This window comes from Streptomyces sp. NPDC056580, from assembly GCF_042793175.1.
Classification (GTDB): domain Bacteria; phylum Actinomycetota; class Actinomycetes; order Streptomycetales; family Streptomycetaceae; genus Streptomyces.
The window spans coordinates 120,243-139,180 of record NZ_JBHTVE010000017.1 but is presented as its reverse complement, the minus strand read 5'-3'; the positions used below and the strand labels follow the sequence as shown (position 1 = coordinate 139,180).

Annotated in this window: 1 protein-coding gene; it reads right to left on the bottom strand. The window is 76.7% G+C overall.

Going from position 1 to position 18,938, the window contains the following annotated elements:
- Positions 1-4 precede the first annotated feature (4 nt).
- On the bottom strand, positions 5-18,823 hold the full coding sequence (locus tag ACFQ9Z_RS32450) for a non-ribosomal peptide synthase/polyketide synthase (RefSeq protein WP_383027695.1): 18,819 nt from the start codon (positions 18,821-18,823) through the stop codon (positions 5-7).
- Positions 18,824-18,938: the final 115 nt, after the last annotated feature.

The window sequence follows — 18,938 nt, the reverse complement described above, 5'->3', positions numbered from 1 at the left end:
GTCCTCACCGTTCGTGGTCGTGGCCGCCGGACGCGGCGTCTTCGGTGTCGTGGCCGGCCGCGGGGTCCCGGCCGGGGTCGCCGTGCGCGGGGTCCTCCAGGGCGTCCCCGTACGCGGCCTGTTCGAGTTCGCTCAGCACCTGTTCCTCGACCAGTTCCGCGAGGGCGGCGACGGTGCGGGAGACCAGGACGTCGCGGGGGGTGAGCGTGACGCCGAAGGCGTCGTTGGCCCGGGAGGCGATGAGCAGGGCGCGCAGGGAGTCGCCGCCGAGCAGGAAGTAGTCGTCCTCGGCGCCCACGGCCGTCTCGAGGGTCTCCTCCCAGATGGCGGCGACCGCCTCCTCGGTGGGCGTGCGGGGCGCCACGCGCTCGGCCCTGTGGTGGTCCTCGGCCCGGGCCGGGGCGGGCAGCGCGGCCCGGTCGGTCTTGCCGTTCTCGGTGACCGGGAACCGGTCGAGCACCACGAACGCGGACGGCACCATGTACCCGGGCAGCGAGCGGGCGGCCAGCGCCCGCAGCTCGGCCGGGGCGGGCGGTTCGGCGCCGGGGGCCGTGAGCAGGTGGGCGACCAGGCGCGGCAGGCCGGGTTCGTCCTCGCGTACGGTCACCACGGCGTCGAGCACGCCCGGGTGGCGCACCAGGACCGCCTCGACCTCGCCCGCCTCGATGCGGTGGCCGCGCAGCTTGAGCTGGTGGTCGGTGCGGCCGAGGTAGTGCAGTTCGCCCGCGCCGTCGCGGCGCACCAGGTCGCCGGTGCGGTACATGCGGGCGCCGGGCGGCCCGAACGGGTCCGCGGTGAAGCGGGCGGCGGTCAGGCCGGGCCGGCCCAGGTAGCCGCGCGCCAGTGCCGGCCCGCTCAGCCACAGCTCGCCGGTGACGCCTTCGGGGACCGGCCGCAGCCGGGCGTCGAGGACGTAGGCGCCGGTGGCGGGCAGCGGGCGGCCGATGGGCGGCGCCGTGCCGTCCGCGGCCAGTGGGGCGGACCAGGTGGCGACGACGGTGGCCTCCGTGGGGCCGTAGGAGTTGACCATGCGGTGATGCGGCGCCCAGCGCGCGACGAGTTCGGGTCCGCACGCGTCGGCGCCGACGATCAGCGTCTTCAGGTCCGGCAGGGTGCCGGGGGTGCCGTCCGGCAGGGTGGCGAGCGCGGCCGGCGGCAGCAGGGTGTGCGTGACGCGCTCGGCCCGCAGTACGCCGGCGAGTTCGGCGCCGAGCAGCGGTCCCGGCCGGGGTACGACGAGCCGGGCGCCGTGCGGCAGGGACATGCACAGCTCCAGCACGGAGGCGTCGAAGCTGGGCGTGGCGAAGGCCAGCACCCGGTCGCCGGGTGCGACCCGGTAGTGGGCGGCCTCGGCGGCGGAGAAGGCGGCGAGCCCGCGGTGGGTGACGACGACGCCCTTGGGACGGCCGGTGGAGCCGGAGGTGTAGATGACGTAGGCCGGGTGGTCCAGGTGGAGCGGACGGATCCGGTCCGCGTCGGTGGGCCGGTGCCGGGGCACGTCGTCCGGCGGGGCGGCGAGCAGAGTGGCGATCTCCTTGGCGTCGAGGGTGAGGGCGGGGGCGGCGTCGCGCAGCATCAGCGCGATCCGCTCCTCGGGGTAGGCGGGGTCGACGGGCAGGAAGGCCGCGCCGGCCTTGGTGACCGCCAGTTGTGCCAGCACCATGTCCGCCGAGCGTGGCAGCAGCAGGGCGACGAGGTCGCCGGGACCGGCGCCCCGGGCGATGAGCCGGTGCGCCAGCCGGTTGGCCCGCTCCTCGGCCTCCGCGAAGCTCAGCGTCGCCCCGTCTTCCTCGAGCGCGGGCGCGGCCGGCCACCGGTCGACGGCGGCCTCGACCAGGGCGGGCAGAACGGCGGCGGGGACCGGGCCGAGCCCGGGCCGCACCGGGCCGCGCAGCAGCCGGTCGCGCTGCGCCGGCGGCAGCACGTCGAGGTCGTCGAGGCGGGCGGTGCCGTCGGAGGCGGCCAGGACGTCCAGGGCGTGCAGCAGCTGCCCGGCCATCGAGGCCGCCCTGTCCTCGTCGAAGCACCGGGGGTCGTAGCCGAGTTCGACGGTCAGCCGGTCGCCGGGCGAGACGACCACGGTGAGGGGGTAGTTGGTGGCCTCGCGGGCGTCCAGGTCGCGCAGGGCGAGTCCGTGCGCGCCCGCGGTGGCGTCGCCGACCGGGTAGTTCTCGAAGACCACCAGGCTGTCGAACAGGGCCGTGCCCGGCGGGAGTCCGGCGAGGCCGTGCAGCGCGCCGAGGGGCAGGTGGTCGTGGCGGCGGTCCTCGGCCCGCGCCTCCTGGAAGTCGCGCAGCCAGGTGTCGCAGCGGGCGCCGCCGTCGACCTCCGCGCGGGCGGGCAGGGTGGTGATGAACAGGCCGGTGATGGTGTCGGCGCCGGGCAGACCGGCGGGCCGCCCGGAGACGGTGGTGCCGAAGCACACCTCCCGCTCCCCGCTCCACCGCGCCAGCAGCAGCGCCCAGGCGCCCTGCACCAGCGTGTTGAGGGTGAGGCGGTGCCGCCGGGCGAACTCCAGCAGCCGGTCCGTCCGTTCCGTGTCGAGCCGCTGGGACAGCCAGGTGCCGGAGCGGGCCGTGGCGTCCTGCGCGGGCCTGCGGTCGTACGGCAGCGGGGTCGGGGCGCCGAGGCCGGCCAGGGCGCCGCGCCAGTGCTCCTCGGCCTGGCGGTCGTCGCGGTCGGCGAGCCAGGCGGCGTAGTCCGCGAACGGCCTGCGCTCGGGCAGCCGGGGCGGTTCGCCGCGGACCAGGGCGGCGTGCGCGGCCATGACGTCGGACAGGACGTGGAAGACGCTCCAGCCGTCCAGCACGACGTGGTGGAAGGTCCACACCACGCGGACCGCGTCCGGGCCGAGCCGGACCAGGGCGAGCCGCAGCAGCGGCGCGCGGTCCAGGGCGATGCCGCGGGCCCGCTCGTCGGCGAGCAGCCGCTCCAGCTCCGCGGCGTGCCGGTCCCGCGGGATCCCGCTCCAGTCGTGCTCGGTGACCGGCAGGGCCGCGTCCCGGTGGACGACCTGGAGCGGCACCGGCACGCCGCGCAGGGCGACGGAGGTGCGCAGCACGGGGGTGCGGTCGACGACGTGCTGCCAGGCGGCGGCCAGCGTCCGCGGGTCGCGGGCGCCGTCCGCCACGAAGGTGATCTGCTCGACGTACAGACCGTGTGCGGCGTCGTCCAGGCCGTGCATCACCATGCCGGCCTGGGTGGGGGTGAGCGGGTAGATGTCCGTCACGTCCGTCCCGTCGCCGGCGAGCCGGTCCACGGCCGCCTGGTCCAGCGGGGCGAGCGGGAAGTCGGACGGGGTACGGCCCCCCGCGCCGGGTTCGGCGCAGTGCCGGACGATCGCGCGCAGTTCGTCGGTCAGCTCGGCCGCCAGCCGGGCGACGGTCTCGCGCCGGTGCACCTCGCGGGAGTACGACCAGGTGAACTCCAGCCGTTCGCCGGTGACCCGGCCGAGGACGTCGAGGAGGTGGGGCCGGCCGGCGGCGGCGTCCATGCCGCCGGCGAGTCCGGCGTGCGGCGCGTGCAGCAGCCCGCCCGGTGTGCCGGTGCGGTCCTGCCGGCCCAGGTAGTTGAAGCAGACCGGGGGCGGCGCGGGCAGTTCGCGGCCCGCCGTGGGGTGCAGGAAGCGCAGCGCGCCGTAGCCGAGTCCGCCGTGCGGCACCGCCCGCAGGTTCTCCTTGACGGTCTTCAGCGCGCTGCCGGTGTCCGCGTCCCTCGGCACGTCCAGGGCCACGGGGTACATGGCGGTGAACCAGCCGGTTGTCCGGGCGAGGTCGGTGTCCGCGAACAGTTCCTCCCGGCCGTGGCCCTCCAGGGTGACCGCCACCCGGTCCCGTCCGGTCCAGCGGGCCAGGACCCGGCCCAGCGCGCACAGCAGGACGTCGTTGACGCGGGTGCGGTAGGCGTCCGGCACGTCCTGGAGCAGCCGGCGGGTCTCCTCGGCGTCGAGTCCCGCGGTCACGCTGTCCTCGTCGGCGACGGTGTTGGCGCCGCCGGGGTGGTCCAGCGGCAGCGCGGTGCCGGTGTCGAGGCCTCGCCAGTGGGCGAGTTCGCCGTCGAAGCCGCCCGCCCCGGTGTGCTCGGCGAGCCGCCGCGCCCACGTCCGGAACGAGGTGCTCTTCGGGGCGAGGGCGGGGCGCCGGCCGTCCCGCAGCGCCTGGTAGGCGGTGTCCAGGTCCTCCAGGACCAGCCGCCAGGACACGGCGTCCACGACCAGGTGGTGGGCGGCGAGCAGCAGCACCGGCCGCCCGCCGTCGCCCGGCCGGCACAGCGCGGCCCGCAGCAGCGGCCCGGCGCCCAGGTCGAACCCGGCGCCCAGGGCGCCGGCCACCTCGTCCGGGGCCGCGCCGTCGTGCGTCTCCAGGTGCGGGTCGCGGTCGCCGGGTGCGGTGACGTACTGCCGCCACCCTCCGGCGCCGTCCGGCTCGAACCGCGTCCGCAGCGCGTCGTGGTGCTCCAGCACCGCGCCCAGGGCGGCGCGCAGCACGGCCTCGTCGGGGTCGGCGGCCAGTTCCCAGGAGACCGTCTGGCTGAAGTGGGCGGGGTCGCCGGTGAGGGTGTCCAGCAGCCAGTGCTGCACGGGGGTGAGCGGGACCTCGCCGGTCACCGGGCCCTGCTCGGCGAGGACGGCGGACCCGGTGGGGCCGGGTACCCGCTCGGCCACGGCGGCGAGTTCGGCGAGGGTCTGGTGGGTGAACAGGTGCCTTGGGGTCAGGGCCAGTCCGGCCCGGCGGGCGGCGGAGACGATCTGGATGCCGAGGACGGAGTCGCCGCCGAGGGTGAAGTAGTTGTCGTCGGCGCCGACTTCGGGCATGCCCAGCACCTCGCACCAGATGGCGGCGAGCGTCAGCTCGGCCTCGGTGCGCGGCGGCCGGCCCGCCGTCCCGGAGGCGGGGGCGGCCCACTCGGGCACGGGCAGCGCCCGCCGGTCCAGCTTTCCGGTGGCGCCGAGCGGCAGCCGCTCCAGGGGTACGACGAGGGCCGGAACCAGGTGGTCGGGGAGGCTGCGGGCGAGGAAGGCGCGCAGCTCACCGGTGTCGGGCGCACCGGCCGGGCGGTCCGCCGCGTGGCCGTCGCGGGCCGGTGGGACGGCCGGACGGCCGCCGGCGGGGGCGGGCGCGTCCGCCGTGCGCGGCACCACGTAGCCGACCAGGCGGCGGTGGCCCGCGTGTTCGACGACCCGGGCGGCCGCGGCGGCCACGGCCGGGTGGCGGGCCAGCGCGGCCTCCACCTCGCCGAGTTCGATGCGGAAGCCCCGCACCTTGACCTGGTCGTCGGCGCGGCCGAGGTAGACGAGGTCGCCGTCGGCCGTCCAGCGCACCAGGTCGCCGGTGCGGTACATGCGGCTGCCGGGCGGGCCGAACGGGTCGGGCAGGAAGCGGCCGGCGGTCAGACCGGGTCGGCGCAGGTAGCCGCGGGCGACGCCGGTTCCGGCGAGGAACAGCTCGCCGGGCGCGCCGGCGGGCACCGGGCGCATCCGCTGGTCCAGCACGTAGGCGCGGGCGCCGCCGAGCGGCCGGCCGATCGGCGGGTCGCGGTCGGGGTCGGCCGGATCGCAGGTGAAGGCGGTGGCGTAGACGGTGGCCTCGGTGGGGCCGTAGATGTTGCGCACCTCGCTGCCGGGGACGGCGGCGCGGACCCGGCCCACGGTCCGGGCGGGCAGCCCCTCGCCGGCCAGGACGACGGTGTCGGCGGTGATGTGGACGGCGTCCTCGGCGAGCAGCCGGTCCAGGGCCGAGGGCACGGCGCTGAGCAGCCCGGCCCGCCAGGGCCCGGGACGCTCGGCGAGGGCCAGCAGGTCGCGGACGATCTCCACGCAGCCGCCGGACAGCAGCGGCGAGAAGATCTCGAAGACCGACACGTCGAAGTTGAGCGAGGTGGACGCCACCACGTGCTCGAGGCCGCGCCCGGCGAACTCGGCCGCGGCCCAGTCGGTCAGGGCCAGCACGGACGCGTGGCCGACGACCACGCCCTTGGGGCGGCCGGTCGAGCCGGAGGTGTGGATGACGTAGGCGGGGTGCCCGGGCAGCAGGGCGCCGCGGCGTTCGGCGTCGCCGACGGGGGTGTCGGGCAGCTCGCCGCCGGGTTCCTCGTCCAGCAGGATCCGGGTGAAGGGTCCCTCGGGCAGCCGTCCGGCGGTCTCCGACGCGGTGATCACGGCGTCCGGCCGTACGTCCTCGAAGAGGAACGCGACGCGCTCGGCGGGGTACTGCGGGTCGACCGGCAGGTAGGCGGCCCCGCTCTTGAGCACCGCGAGGAGCGCCACGACCAGGTCGGCGGTGCGGGGCAGGCACAGGGCGACGAAGCGCTCCGGTCCGGCGCCGGCGGCGATGAGCAGCCGGGCCAGCCGGTTGGAGCGGGCGTCGAGTTCGCGGTAGGTGAGGCAGGCGCCGTCGTGCCGGACGGCCGGGGCGTTCGGGGTGCGCTCGGCCTGCCGGCGGAACGCCTCGGGCAGGGTGCCGTACGGCGCCTCCGCCGCCGGCCCGCCGAACCGGCCCAGCAGCGCCCGCCCTTCGGCCGCGTCCAGCAGCGGCAGTTCGGCGAGGCTGCGGTCCGGTGCGTCGGCCATGCCGGTCAGCAGGGTGCGCAGGCTCTCGCCGAGCCCCTCCACCGTGCCGGCGTCGAAGGCGGCCGGATCGTAGTCCAGGTTCACGGCCAGGGCGTCCCCGGGCGCGACGACCACGCTGAGCGGGTAGTTCGTCGGCTCGAGGTCCCGCTCCTGCTCCATGGCCAGGCCGTGCCGGGCCAGGGATCCCTCGTCGAAGGGGTAGTTCTCGAAGACCACGATGGAGTCGAACAGGCCGGTGCCGCCGGGCACCTCGCTCCACGACTGCACCTGCGCCAGCGGGACGAAGTCGTGGCGCCTGGCCTCCGCCTGGGCCTCCTGCAGTTCGCGCAGCCAGTCCAGCAGCGGCCGCCGCCCGTCGACGCGGACCCGGGTGGGCAGGGTGTTGATGAACAGGCCCACCATCGTGGTGACGCCGGGCAGTTCGGCGGGCCGGCCGGAGACGGTCGTGCCGAACACCACGTCGTCCCCGCCGCCGTAGCGGGACAACAGCAGCGCCCAGGCGCCCTGGAGGACGGTGTTGAGGGTGAGCCCGGCCCGCTGGGCGGTCTCCCGCAGCCGGGCCGAGACGTCCGCGGCGAGGGTCATCCGCACCGATCCGGAGGAGGAGGCGCGGTGGGCCTCGGCGGGCCGCCGGTCCCGGGGCAGTTCGGTGGGCGCAGGGAAGCCGGCCAGGGTGGCACGCCAGTACCGCTCGGCGCTGCCGGTGTCCCGCCCGGCCAGCCAGCGCAGGTAGTCGGCGAAGGGCCGGCGCTCGGGCAGCTCCGGGCGGCGCCCCGCCGTCAGAGCGGCGTACCGCTCGCACACCTCGTCGAAGACCTGGGCCGCGCTCCAGCCGTCGAGCAGCGCGTGGTGGAACGTCCACACCAGCCGGACCCGGTCGGGCGCCAGCCGGATCAGCGTCAGCCGCATCAGGGGCGCGGCGCCCAGGTCGATGCCCTTCTCGCGGTCCTCGGCGAGCAGCCGGTCCAGCTCCTGCGAGCGGTCGTCGGCGGGCCGTCCGGACCAGTCGTGGTGGGTGACGGGCACGGTGGCCCGGTGCCGGACGACCTGGAGCGGTTCCCGGGTCTCCTGCCACACCAGGTGGGTGCGCAGCACCGGGTTGGCGTCCGCGGTGCGCTGCCAGGCCTCGGCGAGCGCGCGGGGGTCGGTGACGCCGGCGAGGACCAGCTGGACCTGGTTGACGTAGGTGCGGCTGTCGGCGTCGAGCAGGCTGTGGAAGAGCATGCCGGCCTGCATGGGGGTCAGCGGGTAGACGTCCGCGACGTCCCGGCCGTCCCCGGCGATCCGGTCCACGGCGGCCTGGTCCAGCCGGGCCAGCGGGAAGTCCGACGGGGTACGGCCGCCCGCGTCCGGCAGCGCGCAGTGCGCGACGATGTCGCCGAGCGCCCGCAGCATCGCGTCGGCGAGCGCGGTGACGGTCTGCGCGCGGTGCCGTCCGGCGCTGTAGTACCAGGTGATCTCCAGCCGGTCGTCCTCGACCCGGGCCACCACGTCCAGCAGGTGCGGCCGTTCGGTGCCGGGCGCCTCGGCGCCGCCGAGGCCGCCGGGCACGGACCCGATCAGGGCGCCGGTGCCGGCGGCCCAGTCGAAGCGGCCCAGGTAGTTGAAGCTGATGCCGGGTCCGGGGGTGCCGGTGAGCCGCTCCTCGCGGGCGAGGTGGCGCAGCACGCCGTAGCCGAGTCCGCGGTCGGGCACGGCCCGCAGTTGCTCCTTGACCGCCTTCAGGGCGGTGCCCCAGTCCCCCGCCGGGACGGTCAGCGCGACCGGGTGGAGGGAGGTGAACCAGCCGACGGTGCGGGACAGGTCGACGTCCTCGAAGAGCTGGTCCTCGCGGCCGTGGCCCTCCAGGCCGACGGCGACGGTGTCGCGTCCGGTCCAGTCGGCGAGGACCCTGCCGAGCGCGGTGAGCAGGACGTCGTCGACGCGGGTGCGGTAGACGCCGGGGACACGGCGCAGGAGGCCGTCGGTGCGTTCGCGGTCCAGCCGGACGGTGATCTCGCGGACGTCGGCCGCGGTGTTGCCGCCGGCGGCGTCCACGGGCAGCGGGCCGGCGCAGGCGCGGGCGGTGCGCTCCCAGTGGGCGAGCCGGCCGGCGAAGCGGTCGTCGTCGCGCAGCCGGCGGGCCCACTCCTGCACCGAGGTGGTGCGGGCGGGCAGCGTCACGGCTTCACCGGACGCGGCCTGCCGGTAGGCGGTCTCCAGGTCCTCCAGCAGGATCCGCCAGGAGACGCCGTCGACCACCAGGTGGTGGGCGACCAGCAGCAGCCGGGCGGACCCGGCGCCGTCGCCGGTGAACAGGCGGGCGGCGAGCAACGGGCCGGTGTCCAGCCGGAGTCCGGTGTGCGCGGCCGTGGTGACGCGTTCCTCGTCCGCCCGGTCGTGGACCTGGAGCAGTTCGGGGACCGGGCGGTCCGCGGCGGCGATGTCCTGCCGCCAGGCGCCGTCGCCTTCGAGGGTGAACCGGGCGCGCAGGGCGTCGTGGTGCCGCCACAGGGCGGTGAGGGCGGTGCGCAGGGCGTCCTGGTCGACGGGGCCGGGTGTCTCGACGACGACGGACTGGTTGAAGAACTCGGGGTGTTCCGGGCGCGGGTCCAGGAACCAGTGCTGGATCGGCAGGAGGTCCGCCGCTCCGGCGGCCGGTCCGGTGCCGGCGACGGCGGGCGCGGCGCCGGTTGCGGCGGCGGCGAGTTCGGCCACGGTGGGGTGCCGGAACAGGTCGCGGGGGCTGAGCGCGAGTCCCGCGGCGCGGGCCCGGGAGACCACCTGGATGCTGAGGATGGAGTCGCCGCCGAGCATGAAGAAGTTGTCGTCGACGCCGACCCGGGTCACGCCGAGCAGCTCGGTCCAGATCCCGGCGAGGATCCGTTCGGCGCCGGTGCGCGGGGCGCGGTGGGCCTGCTCGCCGCCCGCCGACCAGTCGGGGGCGGGCAGCCGGCGCCGGTCGACCTTGCCGTTGGCCGTCAGCGGCAGTTCCGGCACGGTGACGAACGCGGCGGGCAGCATGTAGTCGGGCAGCCCGGCCGCCAGGTGGGCGCGCAGCCCGGCGGCGGAGGGCACCGCCGCGGCGTCGGCCGGCACCAGGTGGGCGGCCAGCCGCTTGCGTCCGCCGTCCTGGTACAGGGAGACGACGGCCTCGGCGACGCCGGGGTGGGCGGTGAGCCGGGCCTCGATCTCGGCGGGTTCGACGCGGAAGCCCCGGATCTTGATCTGGTCGTCCGCACGGCCGACGAAGTGCAGTTCGCCGTCGTCGCTCCAGCGGACGATGTCGCCGGTGCGGTACATGCGGGTGCCGGGCGGGCCGTAGGGGTCGGCGAGGTAGCGGGCGGCGGTGGCGCCGGGCCGTCCCGCGTAGCCCCGGGCCAGGCCGGCTCCGGCGATGTACAGCTCACCGGGGACGCCCGGCGGCTGGAGCTGGAGGGCGGTGTCCAGGACGTACACGCGGGTGTTGTCGAGCGGCCGGCCGATGGGCAGGACGGCGGGCAGCGGGTCGCCGGCGCGGAAGACGCGGCGGGTGGCGAAGGTGGTGGTCTCGGTGGGGCCGTAGCCGTCCACGACGGTCAGGCCGGGGCAGGCGTCCAGGACCCGGCGCACCACCGCGCCCGGCACGGCCTCGCCGCCCGTCCACACCTCGCGGGCGCCGCGCAGGCAGCCCGGGTCCTCCTGGGCCAGCAGGCGGAACAGTCCCGCGGTCAGCCACAGGCAGCTCACCCGCCGCTCGGTGACGGCGTGCCGGACCTGGGCGGCGTCGAGGTCGGCGGGCGGTGCGAGGACGGCCGTGCCGCCGCGCAGCAGCGGTACCCACACCTCGTAGGTGGCGGCGTCGAAGGCGTGCGGCGAGTGCACGAGGACCCGGTCGTGTCCGGCGAAGGCCCGGTCCAGGGCGAGCGCGGCGACGTCGCGCTGGCGCACGGCGACGCCCTTGGGGGTGCCGGTGGAGCCCGAAGTGAACATCAGGTACTGGACGTTGTCGGGGTGCACGGCCGGTGCCGGCTCGGTGCCCCCGGGCCCGGCGGTGTCCACCGGCCCGCCCGTGCCGTCGGTCCGGCCCGCGCCGTCGGCCCGCAGGACCCGGTCGCCGGGCAGCAGCTCCCGGGCGGTCCCCTCCCAGGCGGCGTCGGTGAGCAGCAGGCCGGCGCCGGCCTCGGCCAGCATCCGGCGCAGCCGCCCGGCCGGTGCCCTGCCGTCCAGCGGCACGTACACGCCACCGGTGCGGACGAGCGCCAGCTCGGTGACGATCAGCTCCACGGAGCGGTCCATGAGGACGCCGACCGGATGTTCCGGCCGTACCCCGAGCGCGGCCAGCCGGGCCGCCAGCCGGGCGGCACGGGCGTCCAGCTCGCGGTACGTGAGGTGGTCGTCCCCGGCTTCCAGGGCCACCGCGTCGGGAGTGCGGTCCACCTGTGCGGCGAAGAGGGCGGCGACGGTGGCGCCGGGCAGTTCGGTGGCCGTGTCGTTCCAGGCGTGCAGCACCTGCTCGCGGCGGTCCGGGGCGAGCAGCGGCAGCCGGGCGGGCGGGCGCCGGGAGCCGGCGGTCATCCCGGTGAGCAGGACCGTCAGGTACTCGGTCATGCGGGCGGCGGTCGCGGCGTCGAACAGCTCGGGGTCGTAGCCGAGCCGCAGGGCCAGCTCCGTCCCCGGGTAGACGGTCAGGCTCAGCGGGTAGTTGGTGGTCTCGACGCCTTCGAGGCCGGTCAGGCGCAGCCCGTTGGCGGCGGCGAGGTCGTCGTCCACCGGGTAGTTCTCGAAGACGACGATGCTGTCGAACAGACCGACCCGGTCCGGGAGCCCGGTGAACGTCTTCATGCGGGTGAGCGGCAGGTGGTCGAAGCGCCGGTCCTCGCTCTGCTCCTGCTGGAGCGTGCGCAGCCAGTCGGTCAGGGAGCCGTCGCCGGGCACGGTGACCCGGGTGGGCAGCGTGGTGATGAACAGGCCCGTCATGGCCTCGGAACCGGGCAGCTCGGGCGGCCGGCCGGACACGGTGGTGCCGAACACCACCTCGTCCCGGCCCGCCTGCCGGGCCAGCAGCAGCGCCCAGGCGCCCTGCACCAGCGTGTTGAGGGTGAGGCCGCCGGTGCGGGCCAGCTCCTCCAGCGCCCGTGTGGTGACCGCGGACAGCGTGCCGTGGACCGCGTGCGTGGACTCGGCGCGGTGCGCCTCGCGCGGCTCGCGGTCGTAGGGCAGGGCGGTGGGCTCGGTCAGGCCGGACAGGCGCTGCCGCCAGTGCCGTTCGGCCGCTTCCGGGTCGTGCCGGCGCAGCCAGGCCACGTAGTCCCGGTAGGGCGGGCGGTGCGGGAGGGCGCCGGGGCCCGACCCGGCGTGGTGGGCGAAGACGTCCGAGAGCACCTGGAACATGCTCCAGCCGTCCAGCAGCAGGTGGTGGAAGGACCAGACGACGCGTACCGCGGTGCCGGAGACGCGGGCGAGCAGCAGCCGCTGCAGCGGTGCCCGCCCGAGGTCGATGCCCTCGGCGCGGTCCCGGACCAGCAGGTCCTCCAGCCGGGCGCGGCGCTCGTCGTCGGTCAGGTCCCGCCAGTCGAGGTGGGTGACCGGCACGGCGGTGCGGCGCTCCACCACCAGCAGCGGTTCGGGCACGTCCTGCCAGACGACCCGGCCGCGCAGCACCTCGGCGCGGTCGGTCACGTGCTGCCAGGCGGCGGCGAGGGCGGCCGGGTCGGGCACGCCGTCCAGGACGAACGTCAGCTGCTGGACGTAGACGCCGCGGTCGTCCTGGGACAGGCCGTGGAAGAGCATGCCCGCCTGGGTGGGCGTGAGCGGCAGGACGTCGGCCACCGCGGCCGGGTCCGCGCCGGTGATCCGGTCCACGGCGGCCTGGTCGAGCCGGGCCAGCGGGAAGTCGGACGGAGTACGGCCGGCCGCGCCGGGCCGGGCGGCGTGCCGGGCCAGGCCGGTGAGCGCGTCGGCGAACCGCCCGGCGAGGTCCGAGACCGTGTGCTCCTGGCCCGGCCGGTCCGCGTAGAACCAGGTGAACTCCAGCCTGTCCGCCACCAGTTGCCCGACGACCTCGAGGGCGTGCGGGCGCTCCGCCGCCGGATCGGCGTCCAGCTCCAGCGGGCGCACGGTGCCCCGGTAGAGGCCGCCGGGGTCCTGCGAGGTGTCCATGCGGCCCAGGTAGTTGAAGCTGACCTGCGCCTTCGCGGTGTGCGGCGCCGATCCGGGTGCGGCGGGCAGGCGCAGCGCGTCGTGGCCGACGCCGTGCCGCGGTACGGCGCGCAACTGCTCCTTGACGCGCTTCAGCACGGCGTCCCAGCCGGCGTCCTCGGGGACGCTCAGCGCGACGGGGTACCGGGTGGTGAACCAGCCGACCGTGCGGCTGATGTCCAGCTCGGGGAAGAGTTCCTCACGGCCGTGTCCCTCGACGTCGACCACCACCCGGTCCCGGCCGCTCCAGCCGCACAGGGCCCGGCCGAGGGCGCTGAGCAGCACGTCGTTGGCCTGGGTGCGGTAGGTGTCGGGCAGCGTGCGCAGCAGGGCCGAGGTCGCCTCGGCGTCCAGGCGCACGGTGAGCGAGCGCTGTGCGGCGTAGGCGCCGGGGGCGCCGGTCAGTTCGGCGGGCAGCGCGGGCTCGGTGCCGGGGGCCGCCTCGGCCCAGTAGGCGCGCTCGTCGTCGAAACCGCCGTCCGCCGCGTGGGCGTTGAGTCTGCGGGCCCACTGCCGCAGCGGCGAGGACTTCGCTGGCAGTGCCGCGGCGCCGTCCTCGCCGGCGCGGCGGGCCCGGTAGGCGCGGTCCAGGTCCTCCAGCAGCACCCGCCAGGAGACGCCGTCGACCACGAGGTGGTGCACGGCGAGGTGCAGCACGCCGGGCCGGCCGGAGCCGGGGTCGTGCAGCACGGCCCGCAGCAGCGGCCCCCGGGCGAGGTCGAACGGCCCGAAGTGCGGGGTGTCGGTCTCCGGGCCGGTGTGGCGGGCCAGGCGGAGGCGGGGCGCCCGCTCGTCGACGCACCAGCCGGCCTCGTCGGCCCCGTCGGCGGGGGTGAAGCGGGAGCGCAGGGCGTCGTGGTGGGCGACCAGGTCGTTGAGTGCCTCTTCCAGGGCCGCCGGGTCCAGGTCCCCGGGCATCCGGACGGACAGAGCCTGCGAGAAGTGGCCGGCGCGTTCGCCGGCGGCGCCGAACAGCCAGCGCTGGATGGGCGTCAGCGGTGCCGTGCCGGTGGCCGCCTCCGGTGCGGGTGCGGGCTCGCGCGGGCCCGCGGCGGCGTCCGCGCAGTGCGCGAGGGCGGCCACCGTCTGGTGCCGGTAGACGTCCCGCGAGGTGAGCGGCAGCCCCTCCTGCCGGGCGCGCGCGACCACCTGGATGCTGAGGATGGAGTCGCCGCCCAGTTCGAAGAAGTTGTCGTCGACGCCGACCCGTTCCAGGCGCAGCACCTCGGCGAGGATCGCGGCGAGGGTCCGCTCGGTGGGCGTGCGGGGCGCTACGTGCCGCACCGCGCGCACGGCGGGGCCGGGGTCGGGGAGCCGGCCCCGGTCGAGCTTGCCGTTGGGGTTGAGCGGCAGGGCGTCCAGCACGACGACGGTCGACGGGACCATGTAGTCGGGCAGGGTACGGCCGAGTTCACGGCGCAGGGCCTCGGGTTCCGCCCGTTCGCCGGCGGCCGGGACGACGTAGCCGACCAGGCGCCGGTGGCCGTCGGCGTCGGTGGCGGCGACGGCCGCCGCCTCGGCGACGCCCGCGCTGCCGCGCAGCGCCTCCTCCACCTCGCCCAGTTCGATGCGGAACCCGCGGACCTTGACCTGCTGGTCGATGCGGCCCACGTACTCCAGTCCGCCGTCGGGGCTCCGGCGCACCAGGTCGCCGGTGCGGTACATGCGCTCCCCCGGCGCGCCGAACGGGTCGGCGAGGAACCGGGCGGCGGTGAGACCGGCGCGGTTGAGGTAGCCGCGGGCCAGGCCGCCGCCGCCGAGGTACAGCTCGCCGGTGACGCCGACCGGCTGGGGCCGCAGGCGGTCGTCCAGGACGTAGCAGCGGGTGAGCGCCACCGGGCCGCCGATGGGCGGGGCCTGCTCCGGCAGCCGGTCGCCGGCGAACCAGGCGGTGGCGTACACGGTCGCCTCGGTGGGGCCGTAGATGTTGGCGACCCGGCAGCCGGGCATGGCGGCTCGCAGGTCCTGGACCGTCTGGAGGGGCAGGGCCTCGCCGGCGAGGACGACGGTGTCGGCGGTCACGGGCGCGGTGCCGCCCGCGGTCAGCCGGGAGACGACGGACGGCACCCCGCTGAGCAGGCCGGCCCGCCGGGGCCCGGCTCCGTCGGCGAGGGCCGGCAGGTCGGCGACCACCTCGACGGTGCCGCCGGCCACCAGGGGGCAGAGCAGTTCGAAGACCGAGACGTCGAAGTTCAGGGAGGTGGCGGCGATCACGTGGGCCAGCCCCTCGGCGCCGAACCGCTCCCGCGCCCACTGCGCCAGCGCGGCGACGCTGCGGTGGGTGACCACCACGCCCTTGGGGCGGCCGGTGGAGCCGGAGGTGTAGATGACGTACGCGGGATGCTCCGGCAGCAGCGGCCGCAGCCGGTCGGCGTCGGTGAGCGGGGTGTCGGCCGTGTCCGGTGCGGCGCAGTCCTCCAGGAGCAGCGGTGCGCACCGGGGCGGCAGGGCGGCGGCGGTCTCCCGGGTGGCGATCACCAGGGCGGGCCGGGCGTCGTCGAGCATGAGGCGGACGCGCTCGGCGGGGTAGGCCGGGTCGACGGGCAGGTAGCCGGCGCCGGAGGCGAGCACCGCCCACAGCACGGGCACGAGGTCGGCGGAGCGCGGCAGGCACAGCGCGACCAGGGTCTCCGGACCCGCGCCGCGCGAGACGAGCAGCCGGGCCAGCCGGTTGGCGCGCCGGGCGACCTCGGCGTAGTCCAGCCGGACCGGGCCGCAGACGACGGCGGTACGGTCCGGGGTGCCGGCCGCCCGGGCGTCCAGCAGCCCGGTGAGCGTGCCGTACCCGGTCTCCCGTGCCGGGCGGGCGGGCGGATTCCAGCTCTCCACCAGTGTGCGCTGCTCCTGGGGCGTGAGCATGGACAGTTCGGCCAGGGTGCGGCCGGGGCCGTCCGCCATGCCCTCCAGCAGCCGGTGCAGATGGGCCGTCATCCGGGCCACCGTCGCCGCGTCGAACAGGTCGGTGTTGAACTCCGCGGTCAGCACGCAGCCGCCGTCCGCGGCCGGCGCGAACTCCAGCACCAGGTCGAAGCGGGCGGCCGGGCGGGGCAGCGGATGCTCGGCCAGGCGCACACCGCCGGCGCGCGGCGGCACGGGCAGCGCGCTCTGCTGCACGACGAGCGCCTGGACCAGCGGGGTCCGGCTCGGGTCGCGGGGCGGGGCGAGTTCCTCCACCACCCGGTCGAACGGGACCGCGTCGTGGGCGAAGGCGTCCAGCACCGTCGTCCGCATGGTCTCCACGAACCGGTCCACGGTCGCCCGTTCGTCCACCTCGCCGCGCAGCACCACCGTGTTCGCGAAGAAGCCCGGCACGTCCTCCAGGTCCCGTCGGCCGCGGCCGTTGGTGACGGTGCCGAACGCGATGTCGCGCTGCCCCGAGTAACGGGAGAAGAGCAGGGCGGCGGCGCCCGCGAACAGGGTGAACGGTGTCGTGCCGCGGCCCGCGGCGAGCTGACGCAGCCGGTCCGTCAGCTCCGCGGGCAGGATGTGCCGGTGGGCGGCGCCGGCGGTGGTGCGTACGGCGGGACGCGGGCGGTCCGTGGGCAGTTCGAGCTGCTGGATGCCGGCCAGGTGGCGCTTCCAGTAGGCCAGGTCGCCCGTGTCCGCGCCGGAGGCGCGCTGCGCCCGCTCCCACACCGCGAAGTCCGGGTACTGCAGGGCGGGCCGCGGCAGTGCGTCGGGCTCGCCGGTGGCCTCGGAGTGGTAGAGGTCGGCGAGTTCCCGGGTGAGGATGCCCACCGACCAGCCGTCGGTGACGATGTGGTGCTGGGCCAGCAGCAGCAGGTGGTCGTCGTCGGCGAGCCGGACGAGCAGGGCCCGGGTGAGCGGGCCCGCCGCCAGGTCGAACGGGCGGCTCAGCTCCTCGGTGAGCAGTGCCTCGGCGGCCTCGGCGCGGCGCGCGCCGGGTTCACCGGTGACGTCGGCCGTCCGCAGGGGCAGTTCCGGCTCCGGCGCGACACGCTGGACGCCCTGGCCGTCGGCCGTCGGGAAGGTGGTGCGCAGGGAGGCGTGCCGGGCCGCGAGGCGGAGCAGGGAGCGGCGCAGCGCGTCGGGGTCCAGGGCGCCGCGCAGCCTGAGGGCCACACCGGTGTTGTACTCGGTGCCGCCCGCGGTGAGGTCGTCGAGGTACCACAGCCGGCGCTGCGCGCTGGACAGCGGCAGGGCGCCCTCGGGCGGGGCCGCCGGGATCGGCTCCGGCGCCGCGGCGGCCGACGGGTCGGCGAGCAGCGGGGAGAGCGCGGCGACGGTCCGCGCGGTGAAGACGTCCCGCACGGTGAGCCGGACGCCCAGTTCGTCCCGGACGCGGGCGAGGACGCGGGCGGCGAGGATCGACTCCCCGCCCAGGTCGAAGAAGTCGTCGGTGACCCCGACCTCGTCCGCGCCCAGTACGTCGGCCCAGATCGCGGCGAGGGCCCGCTCCTCGGCGGTCCGCGGCGCCACCCGTCCGGCCGCGACCGCACGCTCCGGCGCGGGCAGGGCCCGCCGGTCGATCTTGTTCTGCGGGGTGAGCGGCATCCGGTCCAGGACCACGAGGGCGGAGGGCACCATGTGGGCGGGCAGCACCGCGGCGACGGCGGCGCGCAGGACGGCCGGGTCGAGGGGGCGGGCGGAGGCGGTGGCGGCGGACGTGCCCAGATCTGCGGAGGCGGGGGCGCCGCTGGCGGCGGCGGAGGCCCCCGGGGCGGTGGCGGGCGGCTGTTGGGACGGGGTGACGTAGCCGACGAGGCGCTGGTGGCCGGGCTCGTCCTCGCGCACCACGACCACGGCCTCGCCGACCGCGCCGGCGCCGGCCCGGCGCAGCGCCGCCTCGATCTCGCCCGGCTCGATCCGGAAGCCGCGGATCTTCACCTGCCGGTCCAGCCGGCCCAGGAACTCCAGCTCCCCCTCGGCGTTCCGGCGGACGCGGTCCCCGGTGCGGTACAGGCGGGCGCCGGACGGGCCGAACGGGTCGGCGACGAAGCGCCCGGCGGTCAGCCCCGGGCGGCCCAGGTAGCCGCGGGCCACGGCGTCGCCGCCCACGAACAACTCGCCGTCCGCGCCGGGCGGTACGGGCCGCATCGCCTCGTCGAGCACGTGCACCCGGGTGTGCGGCAGGGGGCCGCCGATCGTCGGCGTGCCGCGGCCGGCGCCGAGCGGACCGGTCCAGGTGGCGACGATCGTGGTCTCGGTCGGGCCATAGCTGTTGATCATGCGGCGCCCCGGCGCCCACCGGTCGACGAGCTCGGCCGAGCAGGCCTCGGCGCCCACGATCAGCGTCCGGAGGTGGCGTGCGGTGCCACGGCCGGGGTCGGGCAGGGTGGCCAGCGCGGCGGGCGGGATGAGGGCGTGGGTGATCCGGTGCTCGTCCAGTACCGCTGCGAGTTCGTCGCCCAGCCAGGGCCCCTGCGGCGGTACGACGAGGGTGGCGCCGGACAGGACGGAGACGAACAGTTCCAGCACCGAGGCGTCGAAGCTCGGCGAGGAGAACTGGAGCACCCGGTCGCCGGGGCCCACCGCGTACCGTTCGGCGGCGGCCGAGACGAAGCCGCCGATGCCCCGGTGGGTGACGGTCACGCCCTTGGGGGTGCCGGTGGAGCCGGACGTGTAGATGACGTAGGCCGCGTGGTCCGCGCGGACCTGGACCTGTCCCGTGTCCGGGGCGTCCGGCGGCTCACCGGCGCCGAGCGTCTCGGCGACCCGGCGCGGATCGTCCAGGGTGACCGCGGGGCAGGCGTCGGCGAGCATCAGCGCCCGGCGCTCGGCCGGGTAGGCGGGGTCCACGGGCAGGAAGGCGGCGCCGGCCCGGGCGACGGCCAGCTCCGCCGCGATCAGCTCCATCGAGCGCGGCAGGACCAGGGCCACGACCTGGTCGGGCCCCGCGCCCCGCTGTAAGAGGTGCGCGGCCAACCGGTCGGCACGCGTGGCCAGTTCGCGGTAGGTCCAGGTGCGCCGGCCGTCGGTGAGGGCCGGCGCGTCCGGGGTGCGGGCCACCCAGGCGGAGAACAGCTCGCCGAGCGTCGGATGCGCCGGGTCCGTGGCGTTCTCCGGCGCGCCGGCGGCGGAACCGGCCTGCGGCAGGGAGGACGCCGGTGCGGGCGTGTCGTGCGTGTCCGTCATGGGTCAAGTCCTTTGGCAAGCGGGGACGATGCGGCGCGGGCCACGCGGGCGAACCCGGCCCCGCCTCGGTGGCGGTGCGCTGGATCGGAGGTGACACGCCGGTGTGCGCGACGGT

What these genes read in the sequence shown, in the direction of transcription:
- ACFQ9Z_RS32450 (WP_383027695.1), bottom strand. Translation starts at nt 18,823, where the DNA reads ATGACGGACACGCACGACACGCCCGCACCGGCGTCCTCCCTGCCGCAG.